The sequence below is a fragment of the Brevibacillus sp. B_LB10_24 genome, from assembly GCF_046036945.1.
Lineage (GTDB): Bacteria > Bacillota > Bacilli > Brevibacillales > Brevibacillaceae > Brevibacillus_C.
The window spans coordinates 92,726-112,229 of sequence record NZ_JBJQOQ010000003.1 but is presented as its reverse complement, the minus strand read 5'-3'; the positions used below and the strand labels follow the sequence as shown (position 1 = coordinate 112,229).

Here is a 19,504-nt window from a genome sequence, read left to right as displayed (position 1 = left end):
AGGCTGTGTTTAACAGGCAGCCTCGTTGACCGACTATTCGATATAGTCGGCGAGATTTTCCAGACTTGACCTCAAACCTACATCGTGATCTTCCTTCCGTATACCTTCGGGTACGTTCTCACAAACGATGGTAACCATGGTGCCTTCGGGAACGGCTGCAAAGGTCCATGTCATAATCATCTCTCCTCCAAAAGCGGGGTCGTCGGACTGGAATTCTGCCAACTGTACAATTCGCTCATATGGGGAGAGTTCTAAGAACCTCCCTTTGACGACGTCAGTATGTTCCGAGGTCTTACCTGGCGTAGTATGGTCCGTTTCGAGATATGTTAGGGACATTTGATAAGCCCCACCTTCCCGAGCGTCGAACTCTAAGATATGGCCTTTCATACCCTTGGGCGGGAGCCACGAAATCAGAGCTTCCGGGTCCATGAATGCCTTATAAATATTTTGCGGTGATGCCTTGATGACTCTCGAAGCAGAGTCCGTTCTTTTCTTGCTCGATTCATTTGTCATGACTTCAAGCCTCCTTGTTTGGGCGGTATAGGCGGGCGGGTTTAACCTAATTTTATTCGAGTGTTCGGAATTATCAATACTAAAAGTGGAATGAAACATAGCCGGTATTCTTCGAATAACCCCTTTGCATCCGGGAAGACTACTCGAATGGAAAAACGTTCTCTTTTTAAAGGGGGAGGTTCCGTGAAGGCAATTGGTCTAAACGTGATGCGGAAAGAGGCAGCCAATAAGGTTACTGGCGCGGCTATCTATACGGGAGATTTGACCGTACCGGGACTTTTGCATGCCAAACTGCTGATCAGCCCGTACGCTCACGCTAGGATCATTTCGATAGATACGGTAGAAGCAAGGAAAATGCCGGGAGTCCGGGCCATTGTAACGGGAAGGGATATCCCGGTCTTGACCGGCTCTCCTTTGGAAGACCGTCCCGTCATGGCGATCGATAAGGTCAGGTATCACGGTGAGCCGATTGCAGTCGTCGTGGCCAACAGCGAACATGAAGCGATGCAGGCGTGCAGTCAGATCAAAGTGGACTACGAACCGCTGCCTGTCGTTAATTCTCCCAGCGAAGCGATCATGCCGGACGCTCCCTTGGTCCATGAACAGATGGGCAGGTACAAACAGGTTAAAACGGTTTCTCCCAAGCCCGGTACCAATATCGCCAACCACACCAAGATCCGCAAAGGGGATATCCAACAAGGGTGGGCGGAGTGCGATATTGTCGTCGAGGCTGCTTTTTCGTTCCCGCAGACGGACCACGCGGCGATGGAAACGCGCTGTGTCCAGGCGGAAATCCTGCCTGATGGCTGTGTGACGATACACGCCTCGAGCCAAGGCCCGTTTATCGTGAAGAAAACCATCAGCAAAACTTTTCAGATCGATATGGGAAAAATTACTGTACATACTCCGCTGGTCGGGGGAGGATTTGGTGGAAAGGCGGCGATCCAGCTTGAATTGATCGCGTATGCAGCTTCGAAAGCGGTCGGCGGCAGACGGGTCAAACTGGTCAATTCCAGGGAAGAAGACATGATCGCATCCCCTGTGCACATCGGCCTGGATGCCAGTGTAAAGCTCGGCTGCACCAAGGAAGGCATCCTCAAGGCAGCGGAGGTCACTTGTTACTTTGACGGCGGCGCCTATACGGACGAAGGAGCGGACATCAGCAAGGTAGCCGCATTGGATTGCACCGGACCGTACCGGGTCGACAACGTCAAGTGCGACTCCTACAGTATGTACACCAACCATCCGTTTGCTACGGCTTTTCGCGGTTACGGGCATGTAGAGCTTAACTTTCCGATTGAACGGACATTGGACATGCTGGCGGAAAAGCTGAACATGGATCCAGTCGAGCTCCGCTTGAAAAATGTCATCAAGCCGGGCGACACCAATCCGTCCCAGGCGGTCGTGACGAAGTGCGCCATCGGCGATTTGGAGAAGTGCCTGCTCGAACTTAAAGAATTGATTCACTGGGACGAGGGGCGGCGCAGGGAAATGGCATCAGGCAAGATCAGGGCCAAAGGGATCAGCTGTCTCTGGAAAACGTCGATCACCCCGACCGATGCTTCTTCGGGCGCGATTGTCACGTTCAACAAGGACGGGAGCGTCAACCTCAACTGCGGCGTAGTGGAGATCGGCCAAGCGACCAAAACCGTACTGGCGCAAATGCTGGCGGAAAAATTAAAAATGGATGTAAACAGGGTTCACGTAACGATGGATGTGAACACCGATGTCAACCCGGAACACTGGAAGACCGTTGCCAGCTGTTCCGCGATCATGGTCGGGAACGCCGTGCTCCAGGCCGCCGATGACGCCATTCGGCAGCTTCAGAGCACGGCTTCCATCGCGCTTCGCTGTAACCCTGAAGAGGTGGAGATCGCCGAGGAGAAAGCTTTCCTCAGGCACAATCCGCAGATGTTCGTCAAGCTGAAGGACATCGCCTTCGGCTATATGTACTCCAATGGGAACGCAGTAGGCGGACAGGTCATCGGGCGGGGAAGCTACATCATGAAGCATCTGACCAATATCGATCAAGCCGCTGGAACGGGCGTACCCGGCCCGGAGTGGACCGTCGGGGCACAAGCTGTAGAGGTAGAATTTGATCCCAGGACCTGTACCTACGAACTCGTGACGGCGGTGTCGGTGATCGACGCCGGCAAGGTGTTGAACCCCAAGACAGCGCAGGGCCAGGTGATGGGCGGGATGTGCATGGGACTTGGCCTCGCCAGCAGGGAAGGCTTTCTCTACGACGCCAACGGCACGGTGAAAAACCAGCAGTTCCGCTCCTACAAATTGATGCGCTTCGGTGAAAATCCCGCCTATGTCGTCAAGTTCATTGAAACGCCCAAGCTGGATTCCCCTTATGGCGCCCGCAGCGTGGGGGAACACGGGATCATTGGGATGCCGGGGGCTCTTGCCAACAGCCTCTCAACCGCCGCCCAGGTCAATCTCAACCAGCTGCCGTTGACACCTGAGAGCATCTGGAGGTTGAAAACGGAGGGAGATTCGTGATTCCATTTGACTTTGCCTACTACAAACCCGCTTCTTGCCAGGAAGCGGTATCCCTGTTTCTGGAGCTGCACGAACGGGGCAAACAGCCGCTCTACTACAGCGGCGGAACCGAGATCATTACGATGGCCAGACTGAATCAGGTATACACGGAGGCGGTCATTGACATTAAAGGCATTCCTGAATGCAATGTGTTGGAACAGCGGGGGGAGCAGCTTGTCTTCGGCGGAGCGATCACTTTGGCGCAAATCGAGGAGCTTGGGATATTTCCTTTGCTGGCCAAGGCCTGCCACCACATCGCCGACCACACGTCTCGCTGCAAAATTACGCTTGGCGGCAACATTTGCGGCAATATTATGTACCGGGAGGCTGTCCTGCCTGCCCTCTTGACGGACAGTGACGTCGTCATCGCCGGAGAGGATGGCCTGCGGCAGGTTTCGATTCACGAGGTTTTTGACAAACAGCTGCAGCTAAAGACAGGGGAGTTTCTCGTTCAGCTCATCACAGAGAAAAGATTGGCCGATCAGCCGTTTTTCTGCGAAAAGAAGACGAAGCTGGACAAGATCGACTATCCCTTGCTGACGCTGGCCGCACTCAAAGTGGATGACGAGATCAGGGTTGCGCTAAGCGGGGTGTGTGCTTTTCCGTTTCGCCAAGCGGCGATCGAGCAGTACTTAAACCACAAGGAGAGTCCCGCGTCCGAACGGATCGACAACGCGCTGCGCCAGTTGCCTGCACCTATTTTGGACGATTCTTTAGGTTCCGCCGGGTATCGCAGGTTCGTGCTGCGAAATACATTATTTGATGCACTGCAAGCGTTAGAAGGAGCGGAGACATGAGTGAAAAAGCTTCGTTTCGGATCCATGTGAATAGGGAAGAGCGGGACGTCCTGGTCCGTCCGGCGGATACCCTCCTGTATACGCTGCGCGATCAGCTCGGTCTGACCGGGGCCAAACCCGGATGTGAAAACGGCGATTGCGGCGCCTGTACCATTCTTGTCGACGGCTGGCCGACGAAGTCATGCATGATGTTGTCCGTCGAAGCGGAGGGGCGGAGCATTACCACAATCGAGGGATTAACGGAGAGTCCGGTTCAGAAAGCGTTTCTGGAGCATTGGGGATTCCAGTGCGGCTACTGTACCTCCGGATTTATTATGAATGGCCATGCGCTGAACGAGATTCACCCCGATGCCAGCGACCCGCTGGTAGAAAATTGGCTGCAATCCAATATCTGCCGCTGCACGGGCTACCAGGAAATCAAAGAGGCAATCCAGTCGGTGCTGGCGAAACCCGAATTTTGAAACATGATCAAACGGGAAATACGGCGGTATGGATAAAGGGGGGAGGGGAAACCTCCCTTTTTGCAGAAGTTATGGGGGAGACGATTGAACTTTGGAGGTTGGTTGCTATTTCTACATTGCTTTTATGGGACATTGACGGGACTTTGATCAGCGGCAGGGGAGCGGGCAGGAGAGCGATGAACAAGGCTTTTCAGCAGCTTTACGGCGTTAGTGATGCGTTCGACCTGGTCGAGGACATGGCGGGCGGATTGGATTATGCCTTTATCAAAGCGGTGTTTGCAAAGCATCAGGCAAAAGCACCCCGGATCGATACATTCCTGGAAGCATACTTTCAGACGTTGGAGGCTGAAGTGGCTGAAGGGCGAACAGAACTGCTGCCAGGCGTACTGGACATCCTTGAAAGAGGCGTCCGGGAGCGATCGGTTTTCCATTCGCTGGGAACCGGCAACGTCGAGGGCGGCGCGCGGATTAAGCTGCAGGTGTTTGACCTCAACCGGTTTTTCCCGGTTGGAGGATTTTCCGAGTCGGAGGCGGAGCGTCATCTCGTGCTGCAAAAAGGAGTTCGGCTCGCGGAGGAATACTACCGGGTCGCCTTCGCGCAAAGAGATGTCATCGTCATCGGGGATACCACCAGGGATATTGACGCTGCCAGGCGAATAGGCGCCCGCGTAATTGCCGTTGCGACCGGAGGAAGCAGTGCAGATGAGCTGTACAAGGCTGAGCCGGATTTGCTGCTGCGCGATTTGCGTGACGCGGATGCGTTTTTTTCTTTTGTTCAGGGGTAATGTAAATAAGGAAACAAACAGAAAGTCACAAAAACAGAAGTAAACCAAAATTGAAACAAAAATGTAAATTGAAAATTTTATCTGAAAATAGTAAAATAATGAAAGTAAGCCGCTTTTCACGGGCTAGTTCAGCAGGAGTGGCTGTCTTGGAAACGAAAACGCGAGGCGAAGCGGATGGCAAACGATATCAATGCGAGGGTTGAAACCCGATTGGCGTCAGATCGCCACCGGGCCATTATCGATTTGTTGGAAGAACGCGGGACGCTCAGGGTCGCGGACCTAAGCAAGCGATTTCAAGTGACAGAAGAGACGATCCGCAGGGATTTGGAACGTTTGGAAGGCGAAGGGGCGCTGCTTCGGGTACATGGCGGTGCCGTGCGCAACCGCAAGGAGGGACTGGAAATCCCTGCTTTGCAGCGGGAGGCATGGAACAGAGAAGAAAAGCGGGCGATCGGTGTGACCGCAGCATCCCTGGTCGAAGACGGAGAGATTATCGCACTGGATGCCAGTACGACCTGCCTTCAGTTGGCGAAGCATCTGCCTGACCTGCATCTGACGGTCCTGACTAATTCGATCGCGGTCGTCCTGGAGCTGGCCAACCGGGAGAATGTCAACGTAATTTTGGCCGGAGGATACTTTCGCCGGGAATCGCTTTCCCTGTTGGGTGTTCCCACGGAGAACATGATCGAGGGATACCACGTGGACAAGTATTTTTTCTCCTGTCACGGGTTTGACTTGCGAAGGGGCGTCAGTGAAGCGGATGAACTGCAGGCACAGGTGAAAAAAAGTTTCATCTCGATCTCCGAACAGCTGATTTTGCTTGCGGACAGCAGCAAGTACAACCGCAAATCCTTGGTTCGCCTGACTGGATTGGAAAAGGTGGACAAACTGGTCACAGACAACAAGCTGCCCGTCAACTGTGTAAAAGAAGTAAAACAAAAAGGGGTACATATCCTGGTGGCGGATTGACAGCCGACCGCAAAAAACAAGCCGGAATGCGAGAGATTGCACTCCGGCTTGTTTTTTTATGACGGCATGCGGGACGAACAAAGCCTGTGCTTATTTGGCAGGGTAATTGTAACACAAATACTGAGCAGCGATAAAAAAGTTGTAGACTGGTAGCTGCGTTAAACACGGGCAGGATAGTTTAAGATTATTCGAGGTGAACCGTATCACAAATAGTGGTAAAGCAGAGAGTTGAATTGAATGTCGATGCGGCGATGTTAAATTTGCAGGTTGGAGCTTAAATTGCTGAAATACTCGACACATGTGGAGTGCTGTGTGTCGTTCGTGAGAAATGATTGATTTAGAGCCGCATTTACCTACCATTGAAGCCCGAACGTATTAAGCGCACGGGCTTTTGTGTGTTTGAAAACAAATCGGATTAAATGTTATACTTGGTATACAGGCTTTATTATCCTCAGTATTTCAATAATATGAGCCTTCCACAAACGGGTCAGATTATTGAAGATTATCAGGGGAAAATATTAACTTTGACAGACGCAAAAATGTGCTTCTAAATCCAGAAGGAAGGTTAATTATGAGTTTATTTTTAAAATTTAATGGAATACGTCCTAATAATGAAATGGGCAAAAAGCAGAAAGCATATTCTGTTTTATTTTCTTTCATTTTTGGATTTGCATCAGGTCTTATTGCTAAAATACTTGATTCGACTTTAATTCCTTATGAACTTTCATTATTAGGGTTCATTGGAAGCAACTTGGGTGTATGGATATTTATTCTTTCCTTGGTAGCTGCCTATTCTTACACTCCCAAATTAGCCGCAACACGTGTTTTTGTATTTCTTATTTCAATGCTTTTTTCGTATTACATGTATACGATCTTAATTCTTAACCTTTTTCCATTAAAGTATATTGTTTTTTGGTTCTTGGCTGCATTACTATCAATAATTCCAGCCTACATAATGTGGTTTTCTCGTGCTGACCACTTAATTTCTAGTATTATTATAGCATTACCAATTTCTGTAATTTCATTTGAAGGGTATAAAATCTATCTTTCTACGGTAGACTATTATGAAAAATTCATGCAATACGAAAATGTTCTTATAAGTAAGGGAAACTATTTTTATATGCTTGGCACTGAAATATTATATGCTTTAATGATAATTACAATTTTACTTCTTGTGCCGAAAAGAAAAAAGCAATGTCTATATATTATTCCGTTTTCAGTAGTCGTATTTTTCGCCTTAGTGGCAGTATTACCTTAATTATTAGGGCATTCCAATGAGCCAATCTTCAAGAATCGGGCGCGACACATTTATAGATTTGTTCTTAAAGCTGAAACTGTCGTCATCATAATTCGGTAAAAGCCTTTACCTGAACGCATCGACAAGGCAGGCATGGTGCGGGAATCAAGGGCGAGCATAGCGAGTTCATCTTGACCCTTGAATCCCTCGCCAACCCCAAATCCTCTCGATTCGGTGGTCTTGGCTAAAGACCACCTGCCTCCGGCGAGGACGGGGTTTGGGGCAGAACCCCATTTTTCTTTTGACTTTGTTCCTCGTCGGATGGGAAAAGAGCCTGCGTGTGGCGAAGGCTCTGCAATGGCAACATATCAGTCGTTAAGATAGTAAATGCTGTAATCAAATATAGAGGTTATTTGTGTCGCGCCTTTCATCGCGAAGGCTTGTTGGGCGCTTTTCATTGTGTCGTTCATCTTGATACGGTTCGTTTCTGGACTGCTATAATGCTTGGTCGCTTGTAGCTGCGCATAAATTTGACCGATATTGGGATGCTGCTTTTCTTCAACAGGATTGATTAAGAAGGCGGGCTTAAAAAGATGCTCGACCATTGCATGAAACTTCGTGACAGGCTTCCCTTGTTGTTTCTCATCCCACACATCGAATGTGCTCGTCAATTCCTTCCGATGAAGATAATGCCGCGCGTTCTCAATCTTCCGTTCAAGTTCGGCAATCATGATGGCGGCGATATTGTAGTCTTCCTCTGACAATTCACCAAAGATTTGCAAGAGCAACAAATAAGCCTTCACATCCTCAAGCTGACAATCCACATAATACATGTAGTCGAGCAAGTCCAAGTGAGACGGCATATGGTCTACGTGGTAGCGCTTTTTAAACTCCACACGGTTAATCCAAAACTCATCGTAGAAATCGTAAAATCGCCAAACCAAATCATGGATAAACGGACTTTCTTTAACCGTGTTCATTTCCTCCAGTCGGCTCTTCCATCGAGCTTCATTATTCTCATGCTTGTAGCGTCCTTCCGTGTTGTCATAATAAAACCAGAAAGAACGAGGCTTGGGACAATTGCTCGTCGGTTTCGTATAGCGAGTGTCTTGAGGATTCACTTCGAGTTTGCCATACTCCTGTATGATTTCGCATAATCCCCCGCCATAATGAATCACACGGTAGTCACAAAATTTCGCGCCATATTGTAAGGGCAACATGCGTTCATCTCGATAGACGGGGAAAATGACAAATCCCTGTTCCAGAAATTCCTTTCCGTAGTCAGGGCGAATATCCGTTTCCTCCAAAGCAAATTTCTTACGGATGCTCTCATTCTCCGGTAGCTCCCGTTCTTTGATGATGAGCGGCGGGCATTTTAATACCTCTAAATCTTTCATAAACTGATACATCTACTTCACTTCCTTTCTGGTGAGCATAGTAAAAGAAAAAGCCTGACTGTCAATCTTTTTGTTGACAATCGGGCTTTTGAAATTATAATGTCTGCGTCTTACTGCTTAAATTGTCCGTTCATCCTGTTCGGACAAGCTTTGCCTGTTTTATAGCGGGTGAAGTGCGCCGCGGGTTTCGTATTCGCGGAATCATCCAAGAAAACCAATACATGTATAAGGAGCGATTATAACATGCCACAACTGAATGAAGCCGTCAAAGGAACACGAATGAAAAGGTTAAATATCATCTCTCTGCGTATGGTCAAGGAAGGTTCGCTTTCTTATCAGACCAATCGGATTCGCTGCCCCCAAGACGCCTTTGAATTGGCGCAAGCCTTTATCGGGGATGAGGATCGCGAGCATTGTATTTTGCTTTGTTTGGACACGAAGAACAAGGTGACTACCATTCAAACGATTGCGATTGGCAGTTTGAACGCAGCTATCGTTCATCCACGCGAAGTGTTTAAAGCGGCTATTTTATCGAATAGCGCTAGCATCATTATTGCCCACAATCATCCAAGTGGCGATACGACCGCTTCGGATGAGGATATGGAAATCGGCAAACGCATTAAAATTGTGGGGGAGCTGATTGGCATTGAATTGCTCGATTTCGTTATTGTATCAACTACTCAACATTCGAGTATGAAGGAGAAAGGTATTATTTGAAATTCGTTTGAGGGAGCCACGCGGTTCCTTCTTCACTTGAGCGCGAACAAACGGTCACCACGCCACGTATAACCTTCACAATGAAGGTTTGTAACAATGGGAGGAGTAACTCTCGCTTTAGAATATCGTGTTCAAAGTATCTATGAACAGCGTGTAGCGCATTTGCGGCTAGATGCTTTTTTGTGTTGGGGTTCTGCTAGGCTGGAGCCGTAACAGGTCTGTCGTGAAACGACAGGCACATGCGTGGTTCCCCCTTTATCTGACGTTGGTGAAGTATCGCGGCAAGCGATACTTCATCATAAGGCAGGTAGAGGGGGAACGTGCCTTCGAATTTCGCGCTTCGATGATACGAATCATAAGTGAGTACAACGTTTTTCGTTAATCTCAGCAGCATGTTAATTGTGCATTTCGACCTTGAACTCGGTGTGAAGGCTGCCGATGAATTGGATAGGCAGCCTTCATTCTCTTATCCCCTTTTCAATTTCGGACCTCTGTATAGGAAGCAGCCGCCAATTCTGCTTCTTGAAACGCTTTCGACAAAACCTCTTCCCTGTCCATGAGATAGTTTCCCTGCGCACGAATGATTTGATAGTCAACCCCTATAAAATTGAACATGGATTTCAAGTATTTATGTGAGTATTCCACCTCTGTATACCAGTCGTTGTTTGTATATATTGCATCGCTCGCTTGAATGACGAGTACCCTTCGGCCGTCGGTAAGCAAACCGACCGATCCATTTTCCGTATAGGCGAAAGTTTCTTTCGCGATCAGAATGTTATCCATGTAGTCTTTAAGCTTCGATGGAATATTGAAATTATGCAGCGGCATCGCGATGACGTACTTTTTCGCACTCTTAAACTGTCGAAGAATATCCGACATGCGGGAGGCCAGGCGCTGCTCTTCTACGCTCAAGCGTTCATTCCTCCTTATTTTATCCTGCACACTCAGGAAGACATGGTCAATGTAGGGAATGTGTTCACGATATAAATCGATTTGTTCAATGGTTCCTCCTGGATTACATTTTCTGTAAGTCTCCAGAAAATGCCGAAGAACTTGCAAACTTACGGATGAATCGGTATCCACCTTTGGATGTGCATTAATAACGAGTAGTTTCTCCATTTTCTTCCTCTCCTTAATCTACTATTTTGGATTTTCAATCTCATGAAGTTTTTCTTTACCGGTACGGTAGATTCACTCCCCATACTCTACGTGTTCAGCGGGCTCCTTTCGTTCCCGCTTCATAGATGAAGACAAATCACTTTTTGATTTTGTGACATGACGGGCACTTGAAAACACTACCATTTTTGTTTACTTTAGTTGGTTTTATTTTTGTTTGAAGAGAAATTATGTTGAAAACAAAATAGATCGAATTTATAATATATTCAGAATAAAACTTGAAACCGTTTTACTCAGGTTGACGATAAGAGGCTTGGCATTGATTTTTGCATCGAAACATCCAGAGGAAAGGAGCAAGGAGCGTGACTCTGATAGGACCGTCGCTGATGTGCGCCGATCTCGGCAGACTGAAAGAAACGGTGGAGGCGTTGGAGCAGGCGGGAGTCGACTACTATCACTTCGACATCATGGATGGAAGCTTTGTCCCCAACTTTACGATGGGGCCGGATATGGTAAAAGCGCTGCGACCTTACACGAGCAAACCGTTCGATGTTCATCTGATGGCTGACGAACCAGAGCGGCACATCGACCTGTTCGCGGCTGCCGGAGCGGATATGATCAGTGTCCACGCGGAGGCGAAGGGACATCTGCAGCGAACCCTGCAGCGCATTCGCAGTCACGGACTGAGGGCTGGGGTGGCGCTTAATCCTTCCACACCTCTCTGTGTGCTCGATTACGTCCTGGATGTGACGGATTACGTCTGTCTCATGTCCGTGAATCCGGGTTTTGCCGGACAGACGTTTATTCCCAGTATCTATGCGAAGATCGCGCGGCTGAAACGGATCATCGAAGAGAGCAGGGAAGAGATTCTTATCGAGGTAGACGGAAATGTCAGCTTCGAAACGATCCCCCGGGTGCTTCAAAACGGTGCGTCGATGTTGGTCTGCGGCACATCCAGCCTGTTTCGGCCGGGGGTGGAGGTGGGATCCGCCGCCTCTGAGCTGCGCCATTTCATACGTACAGGAGCAAGCCTGCAACCGTAGGCGACGCTCCTGACTGGAGGTCGAATACCATGAAAATCGCTGTTGTTGGCAGTATCAACACGGATATCGTCGCAGTGGCCGACCAGTATCCGGGGCGCGGGGACAAGATGTTTGGCCGGTCCGTGGAGATTTTATCGGGGGGGATGGGAGCCAATCAGGCGACAACGTGCGCCAAACTGGGAAAAGAGGCGGTACTGATCGGCTGTGTTGGAAGGGATGTGTTTGGCGACAGATTGATCGATACCCTGCACCGAAACGGTGTAGACATTAGCCGGATCAAGCGGGCCGACCACATTCACACAGGGGTCGCGCTGATCACGATCGATGAGACGGCGGAAAACACCATCCTGGTCGTCAAAGGGGCAAACGATGCGCTGGCGGCAGAGGATATCGACAGGTGCGCCGCGGAGATTGAGCAATGCCGTGTGATGCTGGTTCAAATGGAGGTTCCCGAAGAGGCAGTGATTCAGGCTATGACCAAGGCGCGGGCATCCGGGCTTTGCGTGATTCTCGATCCCGCCCCGGCAGAGGGAGTGACCGTCCGGACGCTGGATTTGGCCGATGTGGTGATCCCGAATCGCCAGGAAGCCAGACACCTGACCGGGATCGATCCAGTTGATGCCGAATCGGCTCTGGACGCAGCCAGGTACTTTGCCGGAATGGGCGTCAAGCAATCGATTATCAAAATGGGAGAGGGAGGGGCGCTGGTCTACGTCGACGGGCAATGGGAACACGTCGAAGCGGTTCCGATTTTCCCGGTTGACACCTCGGGAGCGGGAGATGTCTTCGCCGGAGCGCTCGCCTGCGCTTTGGCGGACGGCCAGGACTTGTTTGCCGCCGCCCGCTTTGCCACGATTGCCGCGGCGTTGAAGGTAGGGCGGATGGGAGCGCAAGCGGGAATTCCGACGCTGCAGGAAGTGAACGATTTTTGCCGCGAGCGGCGGCTGACGCATTACTTGATGGAGAATCACTCGGCCTAGGCGCTAGGCACGGGCAGAAGGGGGTGGTAACATGTCGGATTTGCTCATGATGCGCCGTATCAGCAAGACATTTCCCGGGGTGAAAGCGTTGGATGACGTACAGCTGACGGTAAGCCGGGGCGAGGTCCACGCGCTCATCGGGGAAAATGGCGCGGGAAAATCGACGCTGATGAAAATTCTCGCCGGTGTGGAACAGCCGGATCCTGGGGCCGAATTTACCTTTGACGGGGCCTCTGCCAACATCCGCCGGCCGCTGGATGCCGCCCTGAAAGGGATTTCGATCATCTACCAGGATCTCAGTCTCTTTCCCAATCTGTCGGTGGCCGAGAACATCGTCATGGGTCTTAGCAGCACGGGGAGCTGGCGGCAGAGGATGGATTGGCGAGGGGTTCGGGAGGCGGCCAAACGAGCTCTGCGGGAGCTGGGCGTAGAACTGGATGTGACAGTTCCCATCTCCCGGTTGAGCATCGCCCGGCAGCAGCTTGTCGCAATTGCCAGGGCGCTCGCCTTCGACTCCAAGCTGATCGTCATGGACGAACCTACTTCCTCCCTGTCATCCGCAGAAGTGGAGCTGTTGTTTCGCGTCATCGCCGACCTGAGGCAAAAAGGGATTGCCATCATTTTCATCAGCCACAAGCTGAAGGAGCTGTTCGCTGTCGCCGATCGCTTCACAGTGCTGCGGGACGGCAGGTACGTAGGCACGTACCCCAAACAGCAGATCGACGAGGAACAGCTGATCTCGCTGATGGTGGGACGAAAATTGGAACACGTAAAGCGGGACAAACAGGTCCCCGGAGAACCGCTTTTGACCGTAAAAGAAATGAGCAAAAAAGGGAATTTCAAGGATGTTTCGTTCACCCTGCACGCCGGCGAGATATTAGGGATCACCGGACTTGTCGGTTCAGGACGCACAGAGCTGGCCCAGGCTATATTTGGACTGAGCACGCCGGATCGGGGAGAACTTTTCATACGCGGCGAGAGGGCAGTCATTCGCACTTCGGAGGATGCGGTGCGGCACGGCATTGCTTACATCCCGGAAAGCCGGCAGCTGCAGGGGCTCGTTCTGAGGCAGTCGGTCGTCAATAACATCTCCCTTGCCATCCTCGACAAGCTGACAAACAAATGGGCATTCATGGTGCGCCAAAAGGAAATCGGCCTGGCAAACGAGTACATCGGCAAACTGGACATCCGTCCGCAGCTGCCGCAGCTGCCGGTCGAACAGCTCTCGGGAGGAAACCAGCAGAAAGTGGTGATCGCCAAATGGCTCGCCGCCGAACCGAAAATACTGCTGATCGACGAGCCGACCAACGGCATCGATATCGGCGCGAAGACGGAAATCCACAGACTGCTGCGCCAGCTGGCACAGGCGGGGATGGGCATCGTAATGATCTCTTCTGAACTTCCGGAGATCCTGGCGGTCAGCGACCGCATCGCCGTTATGCGGCACGGCAGGATCGTAGGCGAGCTGGCGGCGGAGTCGGCCACCCAGGAGGCGATCATGAACCTGGCTGTGTTAGGCGATCGTGCGGCGGGGAGCGAATACCCGGTAAGACCTGCCGCGGCAGGAGAGGAGGTGTAGGGCGTGGGCAAGCTTTTTGGGCAAAAAGAGTTTGGGATCGCAGCCGTCCTCCTGCTGCTGTGTGCCGTGATTTCTCTGATCAACCCCGTTTTTTTAAGCTTTGACAACGTGATCGATGTCGTTAAGGGAAACGCCGTGCTGGGCATCCTGGCGATCGGTATGACGCTCGTGATCATCACCGGCGGAATCGACGTGTCGGTCGCGGCCGTAACAAGCGCCGTCGCCGTCATCCTGGGGCACGTGATGCTTGGCCTCCCGGACGGCTTTCTCTCGCTGGTGCTGCTGTTTCTTTTGGCCCCGCTGTGCGGAATTGTGCTTGGGCTCATAAACGGTCTGCTCGTCGCCAAGATCAAGATTCCCCCGATCGTCGTGACCCTGGGGACGATGAGCATCATTAACGGCTCCATCCTGTTTTTTACCAATGGCGCGTACCTGAACAGCACCAATTTTCCCAAGGTCTTTATCAGCTTTGCGGAAAGCAAGCTGTTCGGCGTCTCGATCCTGATCTACATCCTGTTCGCCGTTGCGCTCTTGACCTGGTTCATTTTAAAGCACACGGTCGCGGGCCGCTTTGTCTACGCCATCGGCGGGAACCGGACGGCGGCAGGCAGAGTGGGCATCAACCTCGACCGGATTCAGTTGTTCGTCTACGGGTACATGGGTTTTTTGGCGGGCGTAGCGGCGGTTGCCCAGACCGCTTACACCAAAGCGGTCGATCCGAACGGCCTGCTCGGGTTTGAACTGACCGTAATTGCCGCCGTCGTCATCGGCGGGGCCAACATCCTGGGCGGCAGCGGCTCGGTCGCAGGCTCGCTGCTCGGAGCGCTGCTGCTTGGCGTGATGCAGAACGGACTGATTCTCTTGCATATCGATACGTATTGGCAGAAGGTCGTCGTCGGGCTGGTGATTCTGGCAGCTGTCTCCTACGACCACCTGCAGCGCAAGCGAGCGGAAGAGAAGCTGATGAAAGTGGAGGTAGAAGGGGAGGGGGGGCAGTGGTGAAAAGCTTTTCCAAGGAAGCCGTGTTGGGTTTGATTTTCGCAGTGCTGTTCGCCTTGATGGCGCTGTGTGCGCCAGGCTTTCTCGATGCCTACAACTTGAGCAACATGATGTTCCAACTGCCTGAGCTGGGCATTTTGGCGCTGGCCATGATGGTCGTGATCATCTCGGCGGGCATCGACCTCTCGTTGACCTTTACGGCTGCGCTGTCCGGTGTCGTGATCGCCCTCCTTCTGTCCAAGGGGAGCCCGATACTCGTCGCCGTTCTGGCAGGCGTGGCGGCAGCGGCCCTGTGCGGTTTGATGAACGGCTTTTTTGTGGCGGTGATCGGCGTTTCACCGATATTGGTGACATTGGGTTCGATGGTGCTGTTTGAAGGGTTGATCCTTGGCATCACCAAAGGGAATGCCATCTCAGGATTTCCCGACGCCTTTGCCGTGATCGGGAACGGGTCGATCGCTTCTGTCCCGGTTCCGATCCTGATCTTCTTTGCGATTGCTCTTGGCACCTCGATCCTGCTCAACAAGACGAAGTGGGGCCGCTGCGTCTTCATGGTCGGCAGCAACCCGCTGGCCACGCTGTTTTCCGGGATCAATACCCGGCGCGTGCTGATGCGAGTCTACCTGTTCTCCGCCCTGTTGGCGTCAGTCGCGTCGATCATCATGATCTCCCGATACAATTCCGCCAAAGTAGATCTCGGCTCGTCCTATCTGCTGCAAAGCGTCGCCGCTGCCGTGCTGGGCGGCACCGAGATTGCCGGGGGATACGGGAAAGTGATGGGCACGGTCTTTGCCGTCGGCGTCTTTCAGGTGTTGTCCAACGGCCTCAACCTGCTGGGCGTGCCGAGGACCGTTGTCGACATGATGATGGGACTCATCCTCATCCTTGTTCTCGTCCTTAACTTCCTGTCGGCGAAAGCGCGGCAGAAGCGCTTGGCGGAGCGGGGGGTGATCTGACGCCAGAGTTTATTCGCTCAAGGACCGCAAAAGGGGGAGTGCTTGGGAAAGACAAGGTGGGTGCTTCGTCAGGCTCAGGTGTAAAAGAAAACAGTAAGGGGGAAGTATGCATGATGAAAAAATGGTCCGGATTGTTATCGCTCATCGTATCGATCGGGATGTTGACTGCCTGCGGCGCCAATGCGCCGGCAAGCGCCCCGTCCGGCAATTCCTCCGGCTCTTCGTCCGGCACGCCCGCGCAGCAGCCGGCAGCCCAGCCGGAGGCGCCCAAGGGGAATGCCAAGCTGAAGATTGCCGTCGTCCCGAAGCTGATCGGCATTCCCTACTTTAACGCGTCGGAGAGAGGCGCGAAAAAAGCGGGTGAAGAGCTCGGCGTGGACGTGATTTATACCGGACCCACCCAAGCGGATGCGGCCCAGCAGGTGAAGGTAATCGAAGATTTGATCGCTCAAAAGGTGGATGTGATCGCCGTGGCCCCCAACGATCCGGCATCGCTGACCCCTGTTTTGAAGAAGGCGAAGGAACAGGGGATCCGCGTGATCGATTGGGATACGCCGGCTGACCAATCGCTCGTCGAGTACTCCGTTCACCAGATAGACGACGAGGTGTACGGACGGCACGTCACCGATCTGCTCGTCGAAAAAATGGGAACCGACTCGGCGCAAATCGCGGTTGTCACCGGCGGACTGTCGGCTGCCAACCTGAACACCTGGATCGACTGGGCGACAAAGCAGGCACAGGAAAAATACCCGAACTTGAAGTTTATCGGCGACAAGATCGCTTCCGATGAAAAGCAGCAGGTCGCGTACCAAAAGACGCTGGATCTGATCAAAGCCAACCCCGACGTAAAGGGAATCATGGCCTTCTCTACACCAGCCCCGCTTGGAGCGGCTCAGGCAGTGCAGGAAAAAGGCTTGCAGGACAAAATTGCCGTCGTCGGCACGGCCCTGCCGACCGATTCGAAGCCTTTTCTCGATGACGGTTCGCTCGATGTAGCGACGCTGTGGGACCCGGAAAAACTGGGGTATCTGGCCGTTGCCGTGGCTAAGGACCTGGCTGAGGGCAAGAAGCTTACCGACGGGCAGGAGGTGCCGGGTGTCGGCAAAATCCAGGTGAAATCCGACGGGAAGACCATCATCATGGGCCCTCCCACCGACTTCACCAAGGAAAACGCCGGAGATTACAAATTTTAACACCTCTGTCGCCAGGTCATGGACGAGACAATTGAAGCAGGGTTCCTCCCCTAAGGGGATACCTTGCTTCCTTTTTGCCGCAAGAAAAATCCATTTTATACCAAAAACAGTGACAGGAGGCGTATATAGTGGTCAAAAATCTCTGGGATCCAGCCGAAGCAAAGCGAAGAACCGGCGGTTTGGACGAATTGGTCTACCGTTCCAATCTGCTGGGAGCGGACCGGTCGGTAGCCAATTGGGGCGGCGGCAATACTTCGCTGAAAACCGTGGAAACCGACTTTCGCGGCCGTGAAATCGAAGTCATGTGGGTGAAGGGAAGCGGGTCGGACTTGGCTACGATGCAGGCACACCAGTTTACCGGCTTGCGCCTGAACGATATTCGCCCGCTGATCGAGCGCGAAGAGATGTCTGACGATGAGATGGTGGAGTACTTGCGCCACTGCATGATCGACAGCCGTCATCCGCGTCCGTCCATCGAGACGCTGCTGCACGCCTTCCTGCCGTTCGCTCACGTCGACCATACCCATCCTGACGCGATTATCAGCCTGTGCTGCGCCGACAACGGCCGGCAGGTGGCTGAGAGGATATACGGCGGGCGTTTTGTCTGGGTTCCCTACGTCCGCCCCGGATTCACCCTGTCCAAGCTGATCGCCGAAGCGGTGCAGAATAATCCGCATGCCGAGCTGGTGCTGATGGAAAAGCACGGTTTGGTCACCTGGGGCGATACAGCGGAAGCGTGCTACGCCAAGACGATCGCGGTCATTCGGGAAGCGGAGGAGTACCTTGACTCCCGGACAGAAGATGCGGAAGTGTTTGGCGGTACCAGGCATCAAGCCCTCCCGCCCGATGAGCGCAGGGAACTGCTGGCAGAGGTGATGCCGGTGATCCGCGGGATGGTGGGCAAGGAGCGAAGCACGCTGCTCACCTTCGACGATTCCGAGGAGGTGCTGGCGTTTGTCAACAGTCGCGATGCGCTGCGGCTTTCACAGGTAGGAGCGGCCTGCCCGGATCATCTGGTGCACACGAAACGCGTTCCTTTGTTCGTGGATTGGGATCCGGCGAGCCGGGACGCCGGTCTGCTCAAGCAAGCCTTGCAGGCAGGGATCGCCCGCTTTGTGCAGGAATACCGACGCTACTTCGAGAGAAACCGGGCCGAGCAGGACAAGATGGGAGACCCGGCACCGCGAGTCATACTGATACCCGGGATCGGCATGGTCAATTCGGGCAAGTCCCGCCAAATGGCCAAGGTAAGCGGCGAATTGTACCACCGTGCCATCGCCGTCATGCGGGGGGCTTCGGCGATCGGACAATTTGTCTCCCTGAGCGAACAAGAGTCTTATGCCGTGGAATACTGGCCGCTGGAGCTGTACAAGTTGACCCTGGCACCACCGGAAGCTGAATTTTCCCGCAAGGTGGGCTTCGTTACCGGCGGGGCGGGCGGAATCGGCAGCGCCACCTGCAAACGGCTGGCGGCAGAGGGACTTCACGTGGTCGTCGCGGACCTGAACCTGGAAGGCGCCGAGGAGGTTTCCAGGGAAATCAACCAGGCGTACGGGGAGGGCAGGGCGCTGGCGCTAAAGCTGGATGTCACCCGGGAACAAGAGGTCGAGGAGGCGATTCGCCAGGCGGTCTTGACCTACGGCGGCATCGATATTCTGGTCAACAACGCTGGCTTGGCGACGTCCAGCCCGTTTGAGGAGACGACGCTGGAGGAATGGGAAGTGAACATGAACGTGCTCGGGACTGGGTACTTCCTCGTCGCGCGAGAGGCCTACAAAGTGATGAAACAGCAGGATATGGGAGGAAGCATGGTCTTTGTCGGCTCAAAAAATTCACTTTATGCGGGAAAAAACGCGGCAGCCTACAGCGCCGCCAAGGCGGCCGAGGTTCATCTGGCCCGGTGCATCGCGGCAGAAGGAGGAAGTGCCGGGATTCGCGTCAACACCGTCCTGCCCGACGCCGTCCTGCAGGGCTCGGCGATCTGGAGTTCCGCATGGCGCAACGAACGGGCGGCGGCTTACGGCATTTCGCCAGACCAACTGGAAGAGCATTACCGCAACCGGACGACGCTGGGAGTCAACGTCTACCCACAGGATATCGCCGAAGCGATCGCGTTTTTGGCTTCATCCAGGGCAAAGAAGACGACCGGCTGCATGATTACGGTTGACGGCGGCATCCCGGCGGCATTTACCCGGTGAGCCGCTGCCGGGCTTAA

General features: G+C 52.9%; 17 protein-coding genes. 14 read left to right on the top strand and 3 right to left on the bottom strand.

Going from position 1 to position 19,504, the window contains the following annotated elements:
* Nucleotides 1-33: 33 nt before the first annotated feature.
* Nucleotides 34-513: an SRPBCC family protein gene (locus tag ACI7RC_RS05070; RefSeq protein ID WP_408107153.1), complete on the bottom strand. Its 480-nt coding sequence runs from the start codon at nucleotides 511-513 to the stop codon at nucleotides 34-36.
* Between the two features lie 147 nt (nucleotides 514-660).
* Between ACI7RC_RS05070 and ACI7RC_RS05065 the strand changes: the two genes are divergently transcribed.
* From ACI7RC_RS05065 to ACI7RC_RS05040, 6 genes are all read left to right on the top strand, one after another.
* On the top strand, nucleotides 661-3,021 hold the full coding sequence (locus ACI7RC_RS05065; protein WP_408107152.1) for a xanthine dehydrogenase family protein molybdopterin-binding subunit: 2,361 nt from the start codon (nucleotides 661-663) through the stop codon (nucleotides 3,019-3,021).
* Nucleotides 3,018-3,857, top strand: coding sequence for an FAD binding domain-containing protein (locus ACI7RC_RS05060; protein WP_408107151.1), 840 nt, complete (start codon nucleotides 3,018-3,020; stop codon nucleotides 3,855-3,857). The genes ACI7RC_RS05065 and ACI7RC_RS05060 overlap by 4 nt, the downstream gene beginning before the upstream one ends.
* Nucleotides 3,854-4,318: a (2Fe-2S)-binding protein gene (locus ACI7RC_RS05055; protein WP_408107150.1), complete on the top strand. Its 465-nt coding sequence runs from the start codon at nucleotides 3,854-3,856 to the stop codon at nucleotides 4,316-4,318. Before ACI7RC_RS05060 ends, ACI7RC_RS05055 begins: the two co-directional genes overlap by 4 nt.
* Nucleotides 4,319-4,389: 71 nt before the next feature.
* The gene (locus ACI7RC_RS05050) at nucleotides 4,390-5,103 is read left to right on the top strand and encodes an HAD family hydrolase (protein ID WP_408107252.1); all 714 of its coding nucleotides are present in this window, start codon (nucleotides 4,390-4,392) and stop codon (nucleotides 5,101-5,103) included.
* A 174-nt stretch (nucleotides 5,104-5,277) separates the two neighbouring features.
* Nucleotides 5,278-6,072, top strand: a complete 795-nt coding sequence (locus ACI7RC_RS05045) for a DeoR/GlpR family DNA-binding transcription regulator (protein WP_408107149.1) — start codon at nucleotides 5,278-5,280, stop codon at nucleotides 6,070-6,072.
* Nucleotides 6,073-6,643: 571 nt separating this feature from the next.
* Nucleotides 6,644-7,330: a hypothetical protein gene (locus ACI7RC_RS05040; RefSeq protein ID WP_408107148.1), complete on the top strand. Its 687-nt coding sequence runs from the start codon at nucleotides 6,644-6,646 to the stop codon at nucleotides 7,328-7,330.
* 347 nt (nucleotides 7,331-7,677) lie between these two features.
* Here ACI7RC_RS05040 and ACI7RC_RS05035 read toward each other — a convergent pair whose 3' ends face one another.
* Nucleotides 7,678-8,718 carry a hypothetical protein gene (locus ACI7RC_RS05035; RefSeq protein ID WP_408107147.1) on the bottom strand — a complete coding sequence of 347 codons (1,041 nt, stop codon included), beginning with the start codon at nucleotides 8,716-8,718 and terminating at the stop codon, nucleotides 7,678-7,680.
* Nucleotides 8,719-8,949: 231 nt separating this feature from the next.
* Between ACI7RC_RS05035 and ACI7RC_RS05030 the strand changes: the two genes are divergently transcribed.
* Nucleotides 8,950-9,423 (top strand): JAB domain-containing protein, encoded by a 474-nt coding sequence (locus ACI7RC_RS05030; RefSeq protein ID WP_408107146.1) that lies wholly within the window; start codon nucleotides 8,950-8,952, stop codon nucleotides 9,421-9,423.
* Between the two features lie 477 nt (nucleotides 9,424-9,900).
* Here the strand turns inward: ACI7RC_RS05030 and ACI7RC_RS05025 are convergent, their stop codons facing one another.
* Nucleotides 9,901-10,542, bottom strand: a complete 642-nt coding sequence (locus tag ACI7RC_RS05025; protein WP_408107145.1) for an FMN-dependent NADH-azoreductase — start codon at nucleotides 10,540-10,542, stop codon at nucleotides 9,901-9,903.
* Nucleotides 10,543-10,901: 359 nt separating this feature from the next.
* On the opposite strand from ACI7RC_RS05025, the gene rpe reads away from it, so the two are divergent.
* From rpe to ACI7RC_RS04990, 7 genes are all read left to right on the top strand, one after another.
* Complete coding sequence (rpe, locus tag ACI7RC_RS05020) at nucleotides 10,902-11,582, top strand: ribulose-phosphate 3-epimerase (RefSeq protein WP_408107144.1); 681 nt, start codon at nucleotides 10,902-10,904, stop codon at nucleotides 11,580-11,582.
* A gap of 29 nt (nucleotides 11,583-11,611) precedes the next feature.
* A complete protein-coding gene (rbsK, locus tag ACI7RC_RS05015) occupies nucleotides 11,612-12,562 on the top strand; it encodes a ribokinase (protein ID WP_408107143.1) in 951 nt (316 codons plus the stop codon).
* A 31-nt stretch (nucleotides 12,563-12,593) separates the two neighbouring features.
* Nucleotides 12,594-14,141 (top strand): sugar ABC transporter ATP-binding protein, encoded by a 1,548-nt coding sequence (locus ACI7RC_RS05010; RefSeq protein WP_408107142.1) that lies wholly within the window; start codon nucleotides 12,594-12,596, stop codon nucleotides 14,139-14,141.
* A 3-nt stretch (nucleotides 14,142-14,144) separates the two neighbouring features.
* Nucleotides 14,145-15,143 carry an ABC transporter permease gene (locus tag ACI7RC_RS05005; RefSeq protein ID WP_408107141.1) on the top strand — a complete coding sequence of 333 codons (999 nt, stop codon included), beginning with the start codon at nucleotides 14,145-14,147 and terminating at the stop codon, nucleotides 15,141-15,143.
* Nucleotides 15,140-16,096: an ABC transporter permease gene (locus tag ACI7RC_RS05000; protein WP_408107140.1), complete on the top strand. Its 957-nt coding sequence runs from the start codon at nucleotides 15,140-15,142 to the stop codon at nucleotides 16,094-16,096. The genes ACI7RC_RS05005 and ACI7RC_RS05000 overlap by 4 nt, the downstream gene beginning before the upstream one ends.
* Nucleotides 16,097-16,206: 110 nt before the next feature.
* Entirely contained in the window at nucleotides 16,207-17,289 is a 1,083-nt protein-coding gene (locus ACI7RC_RS04995) for an autoinducer 2 ABC transporter substrate-binding protein (protein ID WP_408107139.1), read from the top strand.
* Between the two features lie 128 nt (nucleotides 17,290-17,417).
* Nucleotides 17,418-19,487, top strand: a complete 2,070-nt coding sequence (locus ACI7RC_RS04990; protein WP_408107138.1) for a bifunctional aldolase/short-chain dehydrogenase — start codon at nucleotides 17,418-17,420, stop codon at nucleotides 19,485-19,487.
* Nucleotides 19,488-19,504: the final 17 nt, after the last annotated feature.